Raw genomic sequence first — 21,244 nt, 5'->3', positions numbered from 1 at the left:
TCGATGACGACATCCACTGTCGCAGCCAATTCCGGCTATTGGGACGCCGGCTATATGGCCGTGCTCGGTCGTGGCGCGGGCGCCATCGTGCTGTATGCGATCGTCGGGCTGGTGCTGATGCTGGTCGGGTTCTACGCCATCGACCTGACCACACCGGGCCCACTGCGCAAGATGGTCGAGGCCGGCAAGCCGAATGCCATCATCGTCGCGGCCGCCGGGATGATCAGCATGGCTCTGATAGTGGTGCTGGCGATCTACTCGTCTTCGGGAAAACTGTTGGAGGGCTTGGCCGGTTCGGCGATCTTCGGGCTGGTCGGGATCGTCGCCCAGGTAGTGATGATGCGGATCGCGACGGTTGCGCTCGGCATCGATATGGACAGGCTGTTCTACGCCGAGGAGTTCAGTTACGACGCGCTCATGGTGGCGGCGGCGCAGTTCGCACTCGGCATCGTGGTGGCGGTAGCGATTCTCTGAGTGGCGTCTGGTCGCTGCTGAAACGGTTACGCGGGCGTGATTGCGGCGGCGAGCTGTTGGGGCAGGTAATTGACCAGCAACGGCACCAAGCCCGGGAACGGCGTGCCGAGGATGGTCACGTCAAATGGACTGACGAATTGTGGCAGATGGGGGTCCACGGTTGCCGTCACAGGCTGGGGTGGAACGAGAATACCGTCGACGGGCAGGTGCAGCGTGATCGTCACGTCCTGGGGGGTACCCGACCGGGAGGTTGGTCGGAACCTGAATCAGGGTATCAAAAGCATTGTCACCGTTGAGAAATCCGTTCAGCGCATTGGCCGGAGCATCGATTACGGCAGCGACGGCTCCTAGTGGGTTGCCGGTCGACACAGCGTGTCCGATTGTTTCGGCGCTGGTCGCCAGCGCGTTCAAGGCCGAGAACGGTGCGCCGGCCGCCGCATAGGTCAGGGCCAACGGTATCCCGAAGTTGGCGGCCAGACTTCCTGTTGCGGTCAACGGCTGCGTGAGGAGCACTGAAATGCTAGGTAGCGTAAGGGTATTGACTGCGTTGGTGAAGTTCTGCGACATCTGACGCAGGATTGAGGGGGGGGCATCAGGTTGGTGAGATACTGTGCCTCTTGGCCGGGGAGGTTCATGATGGTGAACAAATCGCCAAGTGGGCCAAGCAGTTTCGGGTAGAGGGGAAGCTGTCAGCGTAAGATGCGTGAGGTCAACGATAACGGTGACCGGACCGGGGTAGATTCCAGTGACCAGTAGATTCGCGAAGGCCCGACCCAGATCGTCCAGGGCGCCGGTGTAATTGCCCGTCAGCAGCGTCTGAAACGTGGTCTGCAATCCCGTCCCGAACGCCGGCAGCCCAGCCACCAGGCCGGTGATTCCGTGGTTAGCCGCTGTCGCGGCCGTCTGAGCGAAACCGAGTTGCGTCGCGACGAATTGTTGGATGTAAGACGCCGCGGGGAAGGTGATCAGCTGTTGAACGGAGGCCTCTATGCCGGCTGGTAAGTTCGCCAGGTTGGCAGGAAAGCTCTGGATGGCGGCGGCGAACGTCGCCCCGATCTGCTTGGCGTAGCCCTGTTGATTGACGACGATCTGACGCAGCAGCGGGAAGGGGTCAGCAGACCAAGCATTCCCGAGGGTCTGCAGGTTGGTGGCCGTGTTAATGACCAGTTGCCCGTAGGCGCCACCCGGCACTGTCGTGGCTGCCGGGCCGCCCGCCAGCAGGGATTGGACCGGTGTGTTAGCTAAAGTCGTTGCAGCATTGGTGATCTCAGCATTCAGATACTGCGCGGCGCTGCCACTCAATAGCTGCACGAACTCGGCATGGAAGGCTGCCGCCTGGGTGTTGACCGCTTGGAACTCCCGGCCGAAGCTGGCGAACAGCTGCGAGACGGCGTCCGACACCTCATCGGCGGCCGCCGCCGCGAGAGCGGTGGTAGGGGCCGAGGCGACTGTCGTCGCCTCCCGCAGCGTCGAGCCGATATCGGTTAGATCCTTGGCCGCGGTGGTCAGTAAGTCCGGCGCGGTAGCCACAAACGACATAGTCGATTTCCTCCCCTTGGATCACCGAGCTGCTCCTCGTGAGCGTATGACGCAACGGGCGGCCGATGACGGGGATTGAGGAATTCAGGGCGTGACGGGTTAGCCGTTGCCGCCGTCGTCACGCCACCGTTTAATGCGACCCCCATGATTGGCCAAGTGGAGTAAGTCGAAGACCCTCGCGCGCACTACAGGTGCCCAAAGGCATTAGACGCACCGGGACTGTGTTTGGTTCCATTCTCGAAAGTTCTTGCCCTGCTGCGTCTTCAGCGTCCTTGCGGGACGCGGGTTGTCGGTGGGTGTTCGTAGAATCCGGGGTATGACAGCCAGCACGCGTGCGGAGATCGTCGAGGTTCTCGACGTGCTCGATGCGGCGGTCGAGCGGGTGTGTGAGTTGCGGTTTGAGGTGCTGAGCACCCCGGAGCGGATGGCGATCCTGGAGCGCTTGGAGACGGTGGTGCGGCGGCTGCCGGTGCCGCAGCATCAGTTGTTGAATCAGCTCGCCGCGGTGAGCAAGGAGGAGTTGGGTGACACCCTGCGTAACGCGCTGGCCGATCGGCTGCGGATCACGACTTCGGAGGCTGGCCGGCGGATCGCCGACGCCGCCGACCTGGGCGAGCGGGTGTCGCTGACGGGGGAGCCGTTGGCGCCGCGGTTGGAGGCCACCGCCGCCGCCCAACGCCGCGGCCGTATCGGTAGCGGCCACGTGAACGAGATCCGCGACTTCGTCAAACACTTACCGACGGAAGTGGATGCCGGCACCCGGGAACAGGCCGAAGCCGACCTGGCTGGCAAAGCCGCCGCCATGCGCCCCGACCAACTCAAGGACTACGCCCTCACGCTGCTGGCCTACCTGCACCCCGACGGGGAATTCTCCGACGACGAACGCGCCCGCAAGCGCGGCCTGAGTCTGGGCAAACAAGACCCCGACGGCATGTCCAAACTCACCGGCTGGATCACCCCCGCCCTGCGCGCCGCCCTGGAAGCCGCCTGGGCCAAACTGGCCGCCCCCGGCATCGCCAACCCCGAGGACCACCTGCCCCACATCGACGAGGACGAGCCGGACCCCAAAGCGGTCCGCCGCGACACCCGCGGCACCACCCAACGCCGCCACGACGGCCTGCACGCCGGGCTGATGGCGCTACTGGCCTCCGGGGACCTGGGCCGCCACCACGGGCTGCCCGTCACCATCGTGGTCACCACCACCCTGGCCGAACTGGAAGCCGGCACCGGCACAGCCCGCACCGGCGGCGGCAGTCTAGTGCCGATGTCCGATGTGATCCGCTGGTCGGGCGCCGCGCACCCCTACCTCGCCCTGTTCGACGGCGCCACACCCCTGGCCCTCTACCACACCAAACGGCTGGCCAACCGCGCCCAACGCCTCCTGCTGTATGCCCGCGATCGCGGCTGCACCCGACCCGGCTGCACCGCTGCGGCGTATCACACCGAGGTCCATCACCTCACCGCCTGGCACACCTGCCTGAGCACCCACATCACCAACCTCGCCCTGGCCTGCGGCATCCACAACCGCCTCGCCGACAAAGGCTGGACCACCCGCACCAACCACCGCGGCCTCATCGAATGGCTACCCACGGCACACCACGACCGAGGCCAACCACGCATCAACACCATCCACCACCCCGAACGACTCTTCGCCCCCGACGAAGACAACGACGATCCCTAGGTACGCAACGACTTCGGCGGGATGGTGCCCGCCACCAATGAGGCGGCGTCGATGGTGCGCGGCCGGTAGGCCAGCGTGTGCAGCCTGGCTGACATTGTGCCCACCGCGCTGGCTTCCGCGTCTGCGACGCGGCCCGACAAGCCGGACAGAAAGGCCCACTCGTGCTCGTCACTGCCGAAATAAACTACCGTGTCGAAGGTTTCATCGAAGCGGCGCAAAGATGACCGCAATGTCTCGTTGCGCCACAACGTCGGGCAGCCGGCCTGGCCCACCACCACCTGACCAATACGGCGGCAGCGCCGCAGAAAGCCGGTGTCGTACAGGCGGTTGTGCTGCGCAGACTCGATGCGTTCGTCGGGCAGGTCGACGACCACGATGTCGTAGTGTCCGGTATCGGGTGCTCCGGCAGCGACCCGCTCCACGAAGTCCCATCCGTCACCGTAATAGACCTGGATTGCACCGAACCCTTGTTCCGCCCTGAGCAACTCATCGGCGGTGTATCCATAAGGCAGGTGCTGTGCGCACAGCCGGACAGCGTCGGCGTCGATGTCGACGTGATCGACGCGCTTGGCGCCCGCGGCTACCGCCATCTGGCTCACCACACCCTCGCCGGAGCCGATGACAAGCACGTGTTCGATTTTGTCGGCCAACAGCAGCGCCGGCACGAGCAGTGCCTCGTGGTAGACGAGCTGGCTGAATTCGGTGCTTTGGCGCTCGTCGTCGCTGAACAACGCGACACCCTGCCCGGTGCGACCGATCACCAGATGCTGAAAGTCGGTGCGCGCCTCGCAGATCACTTCCGAAACGAGCCAGCTCCGAGACAGTCCCGGTGCCAGCGGCTCAACGATGGTTCGCACGGCCGGAACGACAGGAGGAATGAAAACGGTTGGTAGTGGCACAAATCCGTTGAAGTCGACGGACGCATAGCTGGCGGTGTAGGCACCCGCATCCGCGATACGGATGCGATCGCCCGCGCGCAGTGTGACCGGAAGCGGATAACTTCGATAGAGCACGTCGTCGCCGTCGCAGGTGGGTCCCGCGACCACGGCGTCGGCAACCGCGTCGGCGGCACGCGGGGTCTGCAATCGGTACCGGATGTACTCGTTCTCGGTCTCAGCCAGGCCGCTGTAACGCCCGATGTCGAGGTAGACCCAGCGTCGGCCGTCAGTAGCGGTGCGCACCGACACGACTGCGCAGTCGATGGTGCCGGCCGAGCCTACGATCGCGCGGCCCGGCTCCAGCACGAGTTGCGGTGCGCTGGAACCGAAATAGCGCGTCAGCGCAGCCGTCACGGTGTCGGCGATCGCCTCGAGGGAAGGGGCCGCACCCGCATAGGGGAGCGGTATGCCGCCGCCCGCATTGACGACGATGAGTCCGTCGACAGCATCGAATATCGCTGCCGCACAACGGATACCGATCTCCCAGGCACTGACGTCCAATTGCTGGGAACCCACATGAAAGCTGACCCCGTCCGCAATCAGCCCCGCCGACCTGGCGCGCCTCAACAGGCCGACGGCGTCGTCGGGCGAGCAGCCGAACTTGTCCCCGAACGGCGTCACCGACGACGGAACCGGCGCAGCGATGCGGCATTCCACCCGCGAACCCGGTGCGTTCGCGGCGATCACATCCACGCCGTCTGGGGTGTCGAAGCTGAACAGCCGCACGCCATGGGAGTACGCCGCCGCCACGGCGGCAGCCGTCTTGATCGTGTTGCCGAACGCCAACCGCGCGCCGTCGATACCGGCCGCAATGCACGCGTCGACCTCGCCGATCGACGCGACGTCGAAGTCCGCGCCGCACTCCGCGAGCAGCCGCAGGATCGGTGCCGCCGGATTCGCCTTGACGGCGTAGCGAATCCGCGCATCGGGCAGCGCGAGTCGCAAATCGCGCAGATTCGCCCGCACCTGATCCAGATCGATCGTCAGGTAAGGGGTGGCCTGCACCCGATCAGACTAGTGGCGGCGGGTTGCCACCGTCAGACTAGTTGGGCGGGTGCGCCGGCATGGAGAAGTGTTCGGGCGGTACGTTCGGGCCGCTCGGCGGTTGTGTCGACAGCGGCGTGGCGATCCCGTCCAGCACCTGGGTGATGTTCCCGGTGAGGCGCTCGAAGTTCAGTGTTCCGTGCTGAAAATTCTGCGTGGCCTGCAGGGGCTCCTGGATCTCCGCGCTGGTCGGCAGCCCCAGCGGGCCGTGCTCGTAGCTCTGCGACGCCCACGCCTCGTAGATCGCGCCGGTGATCGGCTGCACCCCGGTGGCCGGCGACCAGTACATCGCACCCTTGGCGAACGTGACGAACCGCGATCCGTTCGCCCCGTCGCCCTCCGGGGACGTCGGAGCCCCGAGCACACTGCTCATGCCGCCCATTTCCTGCCAGTGCTTATAGATCGCGCCGCCCTCCAGCGCTCTGATCAGTTCCTCCGGCGGGTCGTTGAAATGTGCTGCAATGTCCCGGATTTCGTCCATCAGCGCGTACGCGGCATTGCCCGGGCAGTCGGTGTTCCCGACGTCGCGGTGGGTGAAGATGGCAGGCAGCTTCGCGATCGCGCCGGCCGGGTAGACGGTGTAGGAGCTGCCCGCCGACTCGAGTTCCACCGTGCCGCGTGGGTCGACGTCGGCCATGCCGAGCCGCCATCCGAGCAGCCGCCCTACGGTGCGCAATTGGATCGGCGTGGGCGGTACGTCGTCGAAGTTGCCGATCATCGCCACGCCCCAGGTTTCGCGGTTGAACCCGCCGGTATGGAACGCCTCGACCGGTTTGGTGAGCCCGCCGGAGCTGCCCTCGAACACCTGGCCGTACTTGTCCACCAGCGCGTTGTATGCGATGTCGCACCAGCCCAGGGTTTTGCTGTGATAGGTGTAGATCGCCTTGACGATCCCGGCCGATTCCAGCGGTGAGTAGTCGTTGCTGCCGGCGGTGTGGTGCACCACCCCGGCCCGGACCGCGCGGTCGTACTGCGGACTGCCGCAGCGCAGCGATTCGTCGGCGCCCCACTCCGCTCGGCTGATGATGGGCGGCGCCTGGCCCGGCATGGTGACACCGGCCGGCGGTGTCCAATGCGTCTCGACGGGCGCCCGTGGCGGCGAGATGAGTATCGCGTTGAGGTTCTGCCCGAACGCCTGTTCCTTGGAGGCGGGCCGGTATCCGAGATCGCTGTGCGCCGGTGGCGCCGGCGGCGCCTGGGTCACCGGCGCATTCAGTGGCCGCGTGACGGCAATCTGCACCGACGTCGTCGTCCCGACGAACACCGGTTCGGTGCTGCGCGGGTCTTTCGACGCCGTGCCTGTCCCCGCGCCGACCGGGTCGGGCGCCGAGGTCTGGTATTCGGTCTGATACCACGGCCCCCACGAACCGTCCGGCCTTCTCGCGCGGACCCGGGCAGACGTCCCCGCCAGATCACCGGTGAGCGCGACCAGGGAGAACGGCGTGGCTTGGGACAGTTCACGGACTGTCACCCCGCCGCCGAGGCCGACCAGCGGCTGCTCGGCGAGTTCGGTTTCACCGCCAGGCGACACCGGATGCGTGGCGGAGCCCGGGTGCACCAGCAGCCACGAGATGATCACCACCGTCGCGACGAAAGCGGTGAGCAGCGTCGTCGGGGCGCGACTGCTGGACACGAGGCGATGTTACGTGTGTGTCGAATGTTTCTGGTGTGACGACACGACCCGAATGCCCGAAATCTCCTGGAAACCCGTCGACGACACCGCAGAGAATGTTCGCCGGCCGGTTGCGGGGGCCGATGCGTGACTCTGCGGTGCCGTCAGGTGACAGGCTTTCGTGCCGGTTAGACGGGTGGCACCTCGGTGGCAGCCGCCGTGGCAGCCGGGATGGCCGCCGCCGCACCAGGGATTGCCGCGGCAGCGCCGGGCACCGCCCCAGCCGCCCCCGGGATTGCCGCCGCCGCGCCGGGCAGGGCCGCCGCCGCGCCGGGCAGGGCTCCCGCCGCGCCAGGCACGGCTGCCGCGGCACCAGGCAGAGCCGCCGCGGCGGGGATTCCGGGTATCGATGGGAGCGCGGGCGTAGCGCCGGCAGCAGCGCCCGGAGCACCCGCGGCCCCGCCTTGGACGCCCTGCATGATCGCCGGCATGATCAGCCCCTTGAGCAGGTCGATCGCCTGGCTGGCGCCCAGCTGGTTGGCGGCCTGCATCAGGTCGCTGACCAGTCCGCCGCCACCGCCGCCGCCGCTGCCAGACCCGGCCGCCACCGGCGACAATCCGGTGCCGCCACCGCCGCCGAGGCCGGACGTGTCGCCCAGGATCGGGTAGGTGCCGTCGGCGCCCGGGTCCAAGCCGGCGGGGGCGGTGATCGGAACCTCGCCGGTGCCGGCGGCCGGAGTCAGCCCGGCCGTTCCGGGAGTCACCCCCGTCGGACTGGTGAGTCCGGGATTGCTGAGCGCGGGATTCGCGCCGGCACCCGTCGGGGACAACGCGGTGCCCGGCGACGTCAGCGCTCCGGGCACGGACGGGGTCAGGCCCGGAGTGGTGCCCAAGCCGGTGCCGCCGAGGCCGGGGCTGGCCAAGCTCGGGGTGGTGCCCAGGCCGGTCGTGCCCAACCCGGTGCTCGCGCTGGTACCGCCCAGGGCGGGAACCGGCGGCAGGTTGACCCCGAACTGCGAGAGCCCCTGCGACAGGGCGGAGATCAACTCGTTCGGCAGGTCGGCGACGCTGGCCGCCCGTTTGAACTCGTGGTGCTCCACGGGTTTGGTGTCTGCGGTCGAGTCGTAAACGAGAAAGTAAGCGCACGGACTTGCGACTGCCAGGGCGGCGACCGCGCTCATGGCTGTCGACAGCTTGCGTCGGCGTCGGTTCGGCACGAAAGTCTCCTCAATCTGGACTACTCGGGTGTGGGCGCGAGACCCACATGACTGATGGTACGAGTGAGATTGGTGTGACTAGTGTGGCGAGACCGAATCGTGAGGGGAGTGGTTCACAGGTGTGACGTTGCACCGACATATTGGGATCCGGTCCTCTCGCACCTGCTAAAACCCGGCCCCGCGCGACCCGCCTAATCGGGTTTCGGCGGCGAGGTCGGATACCCTAGGCAACCGATGACCGCTCGTTTCGACCCCCACGTTCGTTTCGACCTCTTCGTCGTCGGCTCCGGATTTTTCGGCCTGACGATCGCCGAGCGCGTGGCTACCCAGCTCGACAAGCGCGTCCTCGTCGTGGAGCGGCGCCCGCACCTCGGCGGTAACGCCTACTCCGAACCGGAGCCGCAGACCGGGATCGAGGTGCACAAGTACGGGGCGCACCTTTTCCACACCTCCAATAAGAAGGTGTGGGACTACGTGCAGCAGTTCACCGACTTCACCGGCTACCAGCACCGGGTGTTCGCCATGCACAACGGGCAGGCCTACCAGTTCCCGATGGGTCTGGGCCTGGTGGCGCAGTTCTTCGGCCGCTACTACTCCCCGGCGGAAGCGCGCAAGCTGATCGCCGAGCAGGCCGCCGAGATCAACAGCGCCGAGGCGCAGAACTTCGAAGAGAAGGCGATTTCGCTGATCGGCCGGCCGCTCTACGAGGCGTTCGTGAAGCACTACACGGCCAAGCAGTGGCAGACCGACCCCAAGGAACTCCCCGCGGCCAACATCACCCGGCTGCCGGTGCGCTACACCTTCGACAACCGGTACTTCAACGACACCTATGAGGGCCTGCCGGTCGACGGCTACACCGCCTGGCTGCAGAATATGGCCGCCGACGAGCGCATCGAGGTCAGGCTGGACACCGACTGGTTCGACGTGCGCGACGAACTGCGCGCGGCCAGCCCGGACGCCCCGGTGGTGTACACCGGCCCGCTGGACCGCTACTTCGACTACGCCGAAGGCCGGCTCGGATGGCGCACGCTGGACTTCGAGCTCGAGGTGCTCGGCGACTGCGGGGACTTTCAAGGCACCCCGGTGATGAACTACAACGACGCGGACGTCCCGTACACCCGCATCCACGAGTTCCGCCACTTCCACCCCGAGCGTGACTACCCGACCGACAAGACGGTGATCATGCGCGAATACTCCAGGTTCGCCGAAGACGACGACGAGCCCTACTATCCGATCAACACCGAGGCCGACCGCGCCCTGTTGGCCGCCTATCGGGCCAGGGCGAAGTCCGAGACCGCGGCAGCGAAGGTGCTGTTCGGCGGGCGCTTGGGCACCTACCAGTACCTGGATATGCATATGGCCATCGCCAGCGCTTTGAGCATGTACGACAACGTCCTCGCGCCGCACCTCAGGGACGGCGTTCCGCTCGTGGGAGCCCCGGAATGACCGCCGTCAGCTTGCTGTCCCGCATCATCCTGCCGCGTCCCGGCGAACCCCTGGACGTGCGCAAGTTGTACCTCGAGGAGTCGACCACCAACGCGCGGCGTGCGCACGCGACCACCCGTACGTCGCTGCAGATCGGCGCCGAGTCCGAGGTGTCGTTCGCGACCTACTTCAACGCCTTCCCGGCCAGCTACTGGCGGCGTTGGTCGATCTGCACCTCGGTGGTGCTGCGCGTCGAGCTGACCGGCTCCGGTCGCGTCGACCTGTACCGGACCAAGGCCACCGGTGCCCGCATCTTCGTCGAGGGCCGCGGCTTCGCCGGTACCGAGGACGCCCCGGAGACCCTCGAGATCGAGGTGGGCCTGGGTCCGTTCGAGGACGGCGGCTGGATCTGGTTCGACGTCACCACCGACAGCAAGGTGACCCTGCTGGGCGGCGGGTGGTACGCGCCGATCCCGGCTCCGGGCACCGCGAACATCGCCGTGGGCATCCCGACGTTCAACCGCCCCGCCGACTGCGCCAACGCGCTGCGCGAACTCACCGCCGACCCGCTGGTCGACGAGGTGATCGGCGCGGTGATCGTGCCGGACCAGGGCACCCGGAAGGTGCGCGACCACCCGGACTTCCCGGCCGCCGCCGCGCGGCTGGGCGACCGGCTGTCCCTGCACGACCAGCCCAACCTCGGCGGTTCCGGCGGCTACAGCCGGGTGATGTACGAGGCGCTGAAAAACACCGACTGCCAACAGATCCTGTTCATGGACGACGACATCCGCATCGAACCGGACTCGATCCTGCGGGTGCTGGCGATGAGCCGGTTCGCCAAGACCCCGATGCTGGTGGGCGGGCAGATGCTCAACCTGCAGGAGCCGTCCCACCTGCACATCATGGGCGAGGTGGTGGATCGGTCGAACTTCATGTGGACGGCGGCGGCGCACGCCGAGTACGACCACGACTTCGCCGAATATCCGCTGAGCGACAAAGAGGACAAGAGCAAGCTGCTGCACCGGCGCATCGACGTCGACTACAACGGCTGGTGGACCTGCATGATCCCCCGGCAGGTCGCCGAGGAGCTGGGTCAGCCGTTGCCGCTGTTCATCAAGTGGGACGACGCCGACTACGGGCTGCGGGCCGCCGAGCACGGCTACCCCACCGTCACGTTGCCCGGTGCCGCGATCTGGCACATGGCGTGGAGTGATAAGGACGACGCCATCGACTGGCAGGCGTACTTCCACTTGCGCAATCGCCTGGTGGTCGCCGCGATGCACTGGGACGGTGACGTCTCCGGCCTGGTCCGCAGCCACCTCCGGGCGACACTGAAACACCTTGCCTGCCTTGAGTATTCGACGGTAGAGATCCAGAACCGGGCGATCGACGACTTCCTGGCCGGGCCGGAGCACATCTTCTCCATCCTGGAATCGGCGCTGCCGGAAGTGCATCGCCTGCGCAAGGCCTACCCGGACGCGGTGGTGCTGCCGGCGGCCAGCGAACTCCCGGCGCCGCTGCACAAGAACAAAGTGATGAAGCCGCCGGTCAACCCGCTGGTGATCAGCTACCGGCTGGCCCGCGGTGTGTTGCACAACCTCAAGCCCACCAATCCGGCGCACCACGAACGTCCGGAGTACAACGTGCCGACCCAGGACGCGCGCTGGTTCCGGTTGTGCACGGTCGACGGCGTGACCGTCACGACCGCCGACGGGTGCGGCGTCGTCTACCGCCAGCGCGACCGGGCCAAGATGTTCACGTTGCTGACCCAGTCGTTGCGTCGGCAGCGGCAACTGGCGCGCCGCTTCGACGAGATGCGAAGGGTGTACCGGCAGGCGCTGCCGGTGCTGTCCAGCCAGCAGAAGTGGGAGACGGTACTGCGCCCCGAAAGCGACAAGTGCCCCGAGCCGGCCGCCAGAGCGGCAACTCACGAGCCCCGACATGGCTGACGCACTCCCGGCGGAGGAACCGCCGTCCGGCGAAGTCGCCGCGATGGTGGCCGTCCAAGCCGCGCTGGCCGATCGGCCGGGGGGCGCTGACCGTGGCGCGCGCGCTGTCCCATTTCGGTGAGCACAGCATCGGCTGGCTCGCGGTGGCCCTGCTGGGCGCGCTGCTGTGGCCGCGGCGGCGCCGGGAGTGGCTGGTGGCAGGTGCGGGTGCGTTCGCCGCCCACGCGGCGGCCGTGGTGGTCAAACGCGTGGTGCGCCGGAAACGGCCCCACCATCGGGCGGTAGAGGTCAACGTCGGCACCCCCAGCCAGCTCAGTTTCCCGTCGGCGCATGCCACCTCCACGACGGCCGCGGCCCTCTTGATGAGCAGGGCCACCGGCAGCCCCCCTGCCCGTGGCGCTGATTCCACCCATGGCGTTGTCCCGGATCCTGCTGGGCGTGCACTACCCCAGCGATGTGGCGGCCGGGATCGCGCTGGGCGCGGGTGTGGCCGCGATAGCCGTCCGGGTGGACGGCGCAGCCCGAAAGGGGTGGACGCGATGAGTGGCGACGTGGTCGAACGGGCCGAGAAGCCGGCCAACGAGAAGCCCGCCAAGGTGCCCGGACCGCCGACCAACCTGGTGACCGGGTTGATCAAGGCGATCCGCCCGCGGCAGTGGGTGAAGAACGTGCTGGTGCTGGCCGCGCCGCTGGCCGCCGCCGGCCGCGGCAGCCAATACGACTTCGCCAAGCTGGCGACCGAGGTCGCGGTCGCCTTCGCCGTGTTCAGCCTGGCGGCGTCGGCGATATACCTCGTCAACGACGTCCGCGACGTCGAGGCCGATCGGGAGCATCCCACCAAGAAGTACCGCCCGATCGCCGCCGGGGTGGTACCCGAATGGCTGGCGTATCTGCTGGCGGTGCTGCTGGGCTCGGCTTCGCTGGGTATTTCGTGGTGGTTGACACCGAACCTGGCGGTGGTGATGGCGGTTTATCTCGTCATGCAGCTGGCCTACTGCTTCGGGCTCAAACATCAGGCGGTGCTCGACGTCTGCATCGTGTCGTCGGCCTATCTGATCCGCGCCATCGCCGGCGGCGCGGCCACCAACACCCATCTGTCCCAATGGTTTCTGCTGACGGCGGCCTTCGGGTCGTTGTTCATGGTGGCCGGTAAGCGCTACGCCGAGCTGCAACTGGCCGAGCGCACCGGCGCCCAGATCCGCAAGTCGCTGGAAAGCTACACCAGCACCTACCTGCGGTTCGTCTGGACGATGTCGGCCACCGCGGTGGTGTTGTGCTACGGGCTGTGGGCGTTCGAGCGCGACGGCGACAAGGGATCCTGGTACGCGGTGTCGATGATCCCGTTCACCATCGCGATCCTGCGCTACGCCGTGGACGTCGACGGCGGGCTGGCCGGGGAGCCCGAGGACATCGCGCTGCGCGACCGGGTGCTGCAACTGCTGGCGCTGGCGTGGATCGCAACAGTGGGTGCTGCTGTTGCTTTCGGCTAGTCAACGATTCAGGGCGCTGCAAGCGGCGGCACTGCAGGTAGGGACCCGCCGACCGGCGGTCCGTCGGATCAAGTGGCCGGTGTTCCCCTACGGAACGACGACCCGCGTCAGCCTGTGGGTCAGCGTGGTCGTCGTCGCGGCGCTGTTCGGCTGGGGTGCCTGGCAACGCCGCTGGATCGCCGACGACGGGCTGATCGTGCTGCGCACCGTACGCAACCTGTTGGCCGGCAACGGGCCGGTGTTCAACGCCGGTGAGCGGGTGGAGGCCAACACCTCCACCATCTGGACCTACCTGCTCTACGTCGGCAGTTGGGTGGGTGGGCCGCTGCGGTTGGAATATGTGGCACTGGCGGTCGCCCTGACGTTGTCGGTGCTCGGTGTGGTGCTGCTGATGCTGGGCACCGGTCGGTTGTACGCACCCAGCCTGCGCAGCCGCCGTGCCGTCATGCTGCCCGCCGGCGTGTTGGTCTACATCGCGGTGCCGCCCGCGCGCGACTTCGCCACCTCGGGCCTGGAAAGCGGGCTGGCGCTGGCCTATCTGGGTCTGCTCTGGTGGATGATGGTTTGCTGGGCGCAGCCGCTGCGGGTCCGTCCGGAAAACCGGGCGTTCATCGTCGCGCTGGCGTTCGTCGCGGGCTGCAGCGTGTTGGTGCGCCCGGAGCTGGCGCTGATCGGCGGGGCCGCGCTGGTGATGATGCTGATCGCGGCGCGCAACTGGCGACGGCGGGCGCTGATCGTGCTGGCCGGTGGCCTGCTGCCGGTCGCCTACCAGATCTTCCGGATGGGTTACTACGGCCTGCTGGTGCCCGGTACCGCCTTGGCCAAGGACGCCGGGGGCGACAAGTGGTCGCAGGGGTTAATCTACCTGTCCAACTTCAACCAGCCGTACCTGCTGTGGGTGCCGCTCGTGCTGCTGGTGCCGCTGGGAATCGTGCTGATGCTGATGCGCCGGCGGCCGGCATTCCTGCGTCCCGCGCTGGCGCCCGACTACGGTCGGGTGGCCCGGTCGGTGCAGAGCCCGACGGCGGTGGTGCTGTGGATGCTGGTCAGCGGACTGTTGCAGGCCCTTTACTGGATCCGTCAGGGCGGCGACTTCATGCACGGGCGGGTGCTGCTGGTGCCGTTGTTCTGTTTGCTGGCGCCGGTCGCCGTGATCCCGGTGCTGATCCCGGACGGGAAAGACGTCAGCCGCGAGACCGGTTACTGGCTGGCCGGCGCGGTCAGCGCGCTGTGGCTCGGCGTCGCGGGATGGTCGTTGTGGGCGGCGAATTCGCCGGGCATGGGCGACGACGCCACGCATGTCACCTACACCGGAATCGTCGACGAACGCCGCTTCTATGCCCAGGCCACCGGCCGGGCGCATCCGCTGACCGCCGCCGACTACCTGGACTACCCGCGGATGGCCGCCGTGCTGGTGGCCCTGGACAACACCCCGCAGGGCGCCCTGCTGCTGCCGTCGGGCAACTACACCCAGTGGGACCTGGTGCCGATGATCCCGCCGGGCAGCGCCCCGGGCATCCCGGCCGACCTCAAGCCGCAGCACACGGTGTTCTTCACCAACCTGGGCATGGTGGGCATGAACGTGGGCCTCAATGTCCGGGTGATCGACCAGATCGGCCTGGCGAATCCGCTGGCCGCGCACACCGAACGGTTGAAACACGGCCGGATCGGCCACGACAAGAACCTGTTCCCCGACTGGGTGGTGGCCGACGGACCGTGGGTGAAATGGCCGCCGGGCATCCCGGCCTACCTCGACCAGCAGTGGGTGGCCGAGGCGGAGGCGGCCCTGAAATGCCCCGCCACCCAGGCGGTGCTCAACTCGGTTCGCGCACCGTTGACCATGCGCCGGTTCGTGTCCAACGTGCTGCACGCCTACGAGTTCACCCAGTACCGGATCGACCGGATTCCGCTCAACGAGCTGATCAAATGTGGGCTCGAGGTTCCGCGGTTACCGCCCACCCCGCCCCGCGACTGAAGGCGAACCCCGGCGTCTTCCGCCGAAATTTTTCACCCGTACCAGAAACGGTTTCCACAGCACTCGGCCCGGGACTGCCAGCAACTTCACATCTGACCCGTTACCAGCGCCCCACCGACTGTCGGCACATGCATAAATACCGTTCCAGGACCCGGTTTCAGCAGCGTCAATAAGACCCGAACCGGGTCCGATCGCGCCGCCGGCGACGTCCCGGGGGAGAGCGGGTGCCGCAACGTGTGGTTCACTGAACGAGCACTGCAGCGCCGCGTGCGTGCAGTCTGACCCAATTCGGGACATGCCCCCAAGCACAGCGATGCGTAAGGATGTGCCCACAAAGGATGAGGATGAGGAAGCAAGGATGAAGCTTGTTGACAGGTTTCGTGGCGCCGTGACAGGTATGCCGCGCCGACTCATGGTGGGCGCCGCAGCAGCGGTCCTGCTGTCGGGTCTGGTCGGTGTCTTGAATGTCACTGGCGGCTCGGCGACCGCGGGTGCGTTCTCGCGGCCGGGCCTGCCGGTGGAATATCTGCAGGTGCCGTCCGCGGCGATGGGCCGCGACATCAAGATCCAGTTCCAGAGCGGTGGCGCCAACGCGCCGGCTCTGTACCTGCTCGACGGCATGCGCGCCCAGGACGACTTCAACGGCTGGGACATCAACACCCCGGCGTTCGAGTGGTACCTGCAGTCCGGCCTGGCGGTCGTGATGCCGGTCGGCGGGCAATCCAGCTTCTACTCCGACTGGTACAAGCCGGCCTGCGGTAAGGCGGGTTGCACCACCTACAAGTGGGAGACCTTCCTGACCAGCGAGCTGCCCGCGTACCTGGCGGCCAACAAGTCGGTCAAGCCGACCGGTAGCGCTGCGGTGGGCCTGTCGATGGCCGGTTCGTCCGCGCTGATCCTGGCCGCCTTCCACCCCAGCCAGTTCGTCTACGCCGGCTCGCTGTCGGCGCTGCTGGACCCCTCGCAGGGGATGGGCCCGTCGCTGATCGGCCTGGCCATGGGCGATGCCGGTGGCTACAAGAAGGACGACATGTGGGGCCCGACGAGCGACCCGGCCTGGCAGCGCAACGACCCGACGCTGCAGGTGGGCCAGCTGGTCGCCAACAACACCCGCATCTGGGTGTACTGCGGTAACGGCAAGCCGTCCGAGCTGGGTGGCGACAACCTGCCCGCGAAGTTCCTGGAGGGCTTCGTCCGCGACAGCAACATCAAGTTCCAGACGGCCTACAACGCTGCCGGCGGACACAACGCGGTGTTCAACTTCGACGCCAACGGCACACACAGCTGGGAGTACTGGGGCCAGCAGCTGAACGCGATGAAGGGCGACCTGCAGGCGACGCTGGGGGCCACCCCCGGCGCCGGGCCTGCCACCGCCGCTCCCGCTCCGGCGGCCGGCCAGGGCACCTAGGTCACCACTAGGCGTTACTGACGCAACTCAAACGACGGCGGCGACCCATATCGGGTCGCCGCCGTTGTTATCAGCTCGTGAGCTCCTCTTTATCCCGCCGATACCGGTGTGGTTAGCTACTTTCCGGGCCAGGTGTTACCGGGGGCCTGTCACCGGGGCGGTAGCCGGACACGATGGAGGTGCACATGAGGGGTCTGTCCGTGCTGCTGCGACTGCTCTGCGTCGGCGTGCTGTCGATCACGTTGGGCGCGATCGCGGGAATCCCGTCGGGGTCGACCGGCACCGCGAAGGCAGCCCCGTACGAAACCCTGATGGTGCCCTCGGCCGCGATGGGCCGCGACATCCCGGTGGCGTTCCTGGCGGGCGGGCCGCACGCGGTGTACCTGCTGGACGCCGCCGACGCCGCCCCCGACGTCAGCAACTGGGTCACCGCGGGCAACGCGATGAACACCTTGGCCGGCAAGGGGATCTCGGTGGTCGCCCCGGCCGGGGGTGCGTTCAGCATGTACACCAACTGGGAGCAGGACGGCAGCAAGCAGTGGGACACCTTCCTGTCCAGCGAGCTGCCCGACTGGCTGGCCGCCAACAAGGGTCTGGCCCCGGGTGGACACGGCGTCGTCGGCGCCTCGCAGGGCGGCTACGCCGCGATGGCGCTGGCCACGTTTCACCCCGACCGCTTCGGTTTCGCCGGCTCGTTGTCCGGCTTCCTGTACCCGTCGGAGACCTCCACCAACGGCGCGATCATGGCCGGCCTGCAGCAGTTCGGTGGGGTGGACGGCGCCGGCATGTGGGGAGCCCCACAGCTGGGCCGGTGGAAATGGCACGACCCGTTTGTGCACGAGGCGCTGCTGGCGCAGAACAACACCCGCGTCTGGGTCTGGAGCCCGACCACCGGTGCGGCCAGCAATCCCGCCGCCATGCTGGGCGCCGGGGATTCGGCGATGGGCAACGCCCGGATGTTCTACCAGCACTATCGGGAGGTCGGTGGCCACAACGGCCACTTCGATTTCCCGGGCGGCGGCGACAACGGCTGGGGCTCGTGGGCGGGCCAGCTGGGCGCCATGTCCGGGGACATCGTCGGCGCCATCCGCTGATCGGCGGCCCGATCGTCCGGTAAGGCGCGCGGATGGTGCGCGGACACGGGCCGGTACCGTGTAGAGAGCGCAGTAGCGGGTCCATGATTCCGAGGCCTGGCTGCGCGGGGTGAGTCAGGGCGCGACGGTGCGCTTGTCGCCCAGCCCATTCACCAGGGACCTCCGGGCTCCTACCGGACTGTGTTAGCAGGAGAGCATGGCCAACACCACCCGCCGCAAACGCCAACGACGTCTGGCCTGGTTGGCAGCCGCCTCGATGGCCTTGGCGGTGACGATGGTCATCATCGCCGCGGTGACGTTGTTGCGTAACAACAACACCGCGCCCAGCGCGGTGCCGCCGGGCATACTGCCGCCGGGTCCGTCGCCGAGCTCCCAACACAAGAAACCGCGGCCCGCTTCGCAGGACGCGTCCTGCCCCGATGTGCAGCTGGTGTCGGTACCGGGCACCTGGGAATCTTGGCCCACCGACGACCCGCTGAACCCGGTGCAGTTTCCGAAGGCGTTGCTGCTCAACGTGACCGGGCCGATCCGGCAGCAATTCGACCAGGCCAGGGTGCAGACCTACACCGTGCCCTACACGGCGCAGTTCCGGAACCCGCTGAGCGCTGACGACCAGATGACCTACAACGACAGCCGCGCCGAAGGCACCCGCGCGACCGTCAAGGCCATCACCGACATGAACAACAAGTGCCCGCTGACCAGCTACGTGATCATCGGGTTCTCGCAGGGCGCGGTCATCGCCGGCGACGTCGCCAGCGACATCGGCAACGGCCGCGGACCCGTCGACGAGGATCTGGTGCTCGGGGGTGACCTTGATCGCCGACGGCCGCCGCGAAGGTGGAGTGGGCAACAACATCCCGCCGACTCCGCCCGGGGTGGGCGCGGAGGTGACCCTGCACGAGGTACCGGTGCTGGCCGGGCTCGGCCTGACCATGACCGGCGCGCGGCCGGGTGGATTCGGCGCGCTGGACGCCCGCACCAACGAGATCTGCGCCGAGGGCGACCTGATCTGCGCGGCGCCCAAGGAGGCGTTCAGCCCGGCCAATCTGCCCACCACGTTGAACACCCTCGCCGGTGGCGCGGGGCAGCCGGTTCATGCGATGTATGCCACAACCGATTTCTGGAGCTCGGACGGCCAGTCGGCCACCCAGTGGACGTTGAACTGGGCACATGGGGTGTTGGAGAAGGCCCCGCACCCCAAACATGGGTGACTTCGCCGGACACAGCGGGTTGGTGCGGCGGTTGCGGCTGCGATGAGGCGTACCTTGTGATTTGGTTTGCCGCCCAGCGGCCCTTAACATTAAGAGAAAATTAAGAGCATGTGGTTGACCCGCGCGCGTCGAAGCCGACAGCGACAAGTTCCAGCCGGGAACGGGTCGGTGTCGGGTTGCGCGCGGATTTGCGGTCGGCGTGGGCTGACCAAGTCGGGAATACCCGCCCAGGTGCGGCCCGAAAACCAGCGAAGTTCGTAACAGGAGAGGGCGCATGGCCTACCACAACCCGTTCGTTGTCAACGGCAAGATCAAGTTCCCGCAGAACACCAACTTGGTCCGGCACGTCGAGAAGTGGGCGAAGGTTCGTGGCCAGAAGCTGGCGTACCGGTTCCTGGACTACTCCACCGAGCGCGACGGCATCGAACGCGACATCCTCTGGTCGGAGTTCAGCGCCCGCAACCGTGCCGTGGGCGCCCGACTGCAGCAGGTCACCCAGCCCGGCGACCGCATCGCCATCCTGTGCCCGCAGAACCTGGACTACCTGATCTCGTTCTTCGGAGCGCTGTACTCGGGCCGGATCGCGGTGCCGCTGTTCGACCCCGCCGAACCCGGCCACGTCGGCCGTCTGCACGCGGTGCTCGACGACTGCACCCCGTCGACGATCCTGACCACCACCGAATCCGCCGAAGGGGTGCGCAAGTTCATCCGCGCCCGGTCGGTCAAGGAGCGGCCGCGGGTGATCGCGGTCGACGCGGTACCCAACGAGGTCGCCTCCACCTGGCAGGAAACGGTCGCCGACGAGAACACCATCGCCTACCTGCAGTACACCTCCGGCTCCACCCGCACCCCGACCGGCGTGCAGATCACCCACCTGAACCTGCCCACGAACGTGCTGCAGACGCTGGTCGCGCTGGAAGGCAACGAAGGCGACCGCGGCCTGAGCTGGCTGCCGTTCTTCCACGACATGGGCCTGATCACCGCGCTGTGCGCCCCGGTGCTCGGTCAGAGCTTCACCTTCATGACTCCCGCGGCGTTCGTCCGCCGGCCCGGCCGCTGGATCCGCGAACTCGCCCGCAAGCCCGGCGAGACCGGCGGTGTGTACTCGGCCGCGCCCAACTTCGCGTTCGAGCACGCCGCGGTGCGCGGGGTGCCCAAGGACGGCGAGCCGCCGTTGGACCTGAGCAACGTCAAGGGCATCCTCAACGGCAGCGAGCCGGTGTCGCCGGCCTCGATGCGCAAGTTCTTCAAGGCATTCGAGCCCTACGGCCTCAAGCCCACCGCGGTCAAGCCGTCCTACGGGCTGGCGGAGGCGACCCTGTTCGTCTCGACCACGCCGATGGACGAAGAGCCCCGGATCATCCACGTCGACCGGGACGAACTGAACAAACAGCACTTCGTCGAGGTGGCCGCCGACGCACCCAACGCCGTCGCACAGGTCTCCGCCGGCAAGGTCGGCGTCGACGAGTGGGCGGTCATCGTCGACCCCGACTCGGCCAGCGAGCTGCCCGACGGGCAGATCGGCGAGATCTGGCTGCACGGCAACAATCTCGGCGTCGGCTACTGGGGCAAAGAGGAAGAGACCAACCACGTCTTCAAGAACATCCTGAAGTCCCGGGTCGCCGAGTCGCACGCCGAGGGAGCACCGGACGACGGGATGTGGGTGCGCACCGGTGACTTCGGCACCTACCACAACGGCCACCTCTACATCGCGGGCCGGATCAAGGACCTGGTCATCATCGACGGCCGCAACCACTACCCGCAGGACCTCGAGTTCACCGCGCAGGAGGCCAGCAAGGCGTTGCGGGTCGGTTACGTCGCGGCCTTCTCGGTGCCTGCCAACCAGCTGCCGCAGAAGGTGTTCGACGACCCGCACGCCGGCCTGGCCGCCGACCCCGAGGACACCTCCGAACAACTGGTGATCGTCGCCGAGCGGGCCGCCGGGGCGCACAAGCTGGAATACCAGCCGATTGCCGACGACATCCGGGCGGCGATCGCCGTGGGGCACGGGGTGACGGTGCGCGACGTGCTGCTGGTGCAGGCCGGCTCGATTCCCCGCACCTCCAGCGGCAAGATCGGCCGCCGCGCCTGCCGGACCGCCTACATCGACGGCAGTCTGCGCAGCGGCATCAGCTCGCCGACCGCCTTCGCCACCTAGGATCGGCCGACCCCGGCCTGAAACAGGAC

Annotated in this window: 13 protein-coding genes and 2 pseudogenes; 11 read left to right on the top strand and 4 right to left on the bottom strand. The window is 67.5% G+C overall.

Translation table 11 applies throughout. The annotated features are described in order from the left end of the window. Window positions 1–3: 3 nt before the first annotated feature. Entirely contained in the window at window positions 4–474 is a 471-nt protein-coding gene (locus L6444_RS29525; RefSeq protein WP_236979099.1) for a DUF350 domain-containing protein, read from the top strand. A gap of 120 nt (window positions 475–594) precedes the next feature. Here the strand turns inward: L6444_RS29525 and L6444_RS29520 are convergent, their stop codons facing one another. Beyond that, window positions 595–2,013, bottom strand: coding sequence for a PE family protein (locus L6444_RS29520; protein WP_236979097.1), 1,419 nt, complete (start codon window positions 2,011–2,013; stop codon window positions 595–597). Window positions 2,014–2,329: 316 nt separating this feature from the next. Here L6444_RS29520 and L6444_RS29515 point away from each other — a divergent pair, with 316 nt between their 5' ends. Further along, entirely contained in the window at window positions 2,330–3,694 is a 1,365-nt protein-coding gene (locus L6444_RS29515; RefSeq protein ID WP_236979095.1) for an HNH endonuclease signature motif containing protein, read from the top strand. Here the strand turns inward: L6444_RS29515 and L6444_RS29510 are convergent. The 3 genes from L6444_RS29510 to L6444_RS29500 all read right to left on the bottom strand — a co-directional run bounded on the left by L6444_RS29510 (window position 3,691) and on the right by L6444_RS29500 (window position 8,505). Beyond that, window positions 3,691–5,637 carry a spermine/spermidine synthase domain-containing protein gene (locus tag L6444_RS29510; RefSeq protein ID WP_236979093.1) on the bottom strand — a complete coding sequence of 649 codons (1,947 nt, stop codon included), beginning with the start codon at window positions 5,635–5,637 and terminating at the stop codon, window positions 3,691–3,693. The genes L6444_RS29515 and L6444_RS29510 overlap by 4 nt on opposite strands. Before the next feature lie 37 nt (window positions 5,638–5,674). Next, the gene (locus L6444_RS29505) at window positions 5,675–7,309 is read right to left on the bottom strand and encodes an LGFP repeat-containing protein (protein WP_236979091.1); all 1,635 of its coding nucleotides are present in this window, start codon (window positions 7,307–7,309) and stop codon (window positions 5,675–5,677) included. 167 nt (window positions 7,310–7,476) lie between these two features. Beyond that, window positions 7,477–8,505: a PirG gene (locus L6444_RS29500; RefSeq protein WP_236979089.1), complete on the bottom strand. Its 1,029-nt coding sequence runs from the start codon at window positions 8,503–8,505 to the stop codon at window positions 7,477–7,479. 234 nt (window positions 8,506–8,739) lie between these two features. Here L6444_RS29500 and glf point away from each other — a divergent pair, with 234 nt between their 5' ends. The 9 genes and pseudogenes from glf to fadD32 all read left to right on the top strand — a co-directional run bounded on the left by glf (window position 8,740) and on the right by fadD32 (window position 21,215). Further along, complete coding sequence (gene glf, locus L6444_RS29495) at window positions 8,740–9,951, top strand: UDP-galactopyranose mutase (protein ID WP_236979087.1); 1,212 nt, start codon at window positions 8,740–8,742, stop codon at window positions 9,949–9,951. Further along, window positions 9,948–11,879: a glycosyltransferase gene (locus L6444_RS29490; protein ID WP_236979085.1), complete on the top strand. Its 1,932-nt coding sequence runs from the start codon at window positions 9,948–9,950 to the stop codon at window positions 11,877–11,879. The genes glf and L6444_RS29490 overlap by 4 nt, the downstream gene beginning before the upstream one ends. Then, a pseudogene (locus L6444_RS29485) lies at window positions 11,872–12,422 on the top strand (phosphatase PAP2 family protein). The gene L6444_RS29490 and the pseudogene L6444_RS29485 overlap by 8 nt, the downstream one beginning before the upstream one ends. Next, window positions 12,419–13,369 (top strand): decaprenyl-phosphate phosphoribosyltransferase, encoded by a 951-nt coding sequence (locus tag L6444_RS29480; protein ID WP_236979083.1) that lies wholly within the window; start codon window positions 12,419–12,421, stop codon window positions 13,367–13,369. Before L6444_RS29485 ends, L6444_RS29480 begins: the two are co-directional and overlap by 4 nt. Window positions 13,370–13,385: 16 nt before the next feature. Next, on the top strand, window positions 13,386–15,344 hold the full coding sequence (gene aftB / locus L6444_RS29475) for a terminal beta-(1->2)-arabinofuranosyltransferase (RefSeq protein ID WP_370653130.1): 1,959 nt from the start codon (window positions 13,386–13,388) through the stop codon (window positions 15,342–15,344). Window positions 15,345–15,702: 358 nt separating this feature from the next. Next, window positions 15,703–16,752 carry an esterase family protein gene (locus tag L6444_RS29470; protein ID WP_236979081.1) on the top strand — a complete coding sequence of 350 codons (1,050 nt, stop codon included), beginning with the start codon at window positions 15,703–15,705 and terminating at the stop codon, window positions 16,750–16,752. A gap of 185 nt (window positions 16,753–16,937) precedes the next feature. Further along, window positions 16,938–17,846: an alpha/beta hydrolase-fold protein gene (locus L6444_RS29465; RefSeq protein WP_236979079.1), complete on the top strand. Its 909-nt coding sequence runs from the start codon at window positions 16,938–16,940 to the stop codon at window positions 17,844–17,846. A 196-nt stretch (window positions 17,847–18,042) separates the two neighbouring features. Further along, window positions 18,043–19,057: pseudogene (culp6, locus tag L6444_RS29460) on the top strand (carboxylesterase Culp6). A gap of 274 nt (window positions 19,058–19,331) precedes the next feature. Continuing rightward, entirely contained in the window at window positions 19,332–21,215 is a 1,884-nt protein-coding gene (fadD32, locus tag L6444_RS29455) for a long-chain-fatty-acid--AMP ligase FadD32 (protein WP_236979077.1), read from the top strand. The last annotated feature ends 29 nt before the right edge of the window (window positions 21,216–21,244 follow it).

Source organism: Mycobacterium kiyosense, assembly GCA_021654635.1.
Taxonomy (GTDB): Bacteria; Actinomycetota; Actinomycetes; order Mycobacteriales; family Mycobacteriaceae; genus Mycobacterium; species Mycobacterium kiyosense.
Note: the sequence above shows the minus strand (reverse complement) of the source record. Positions and strands in the feature narration are given on the sequence as shown.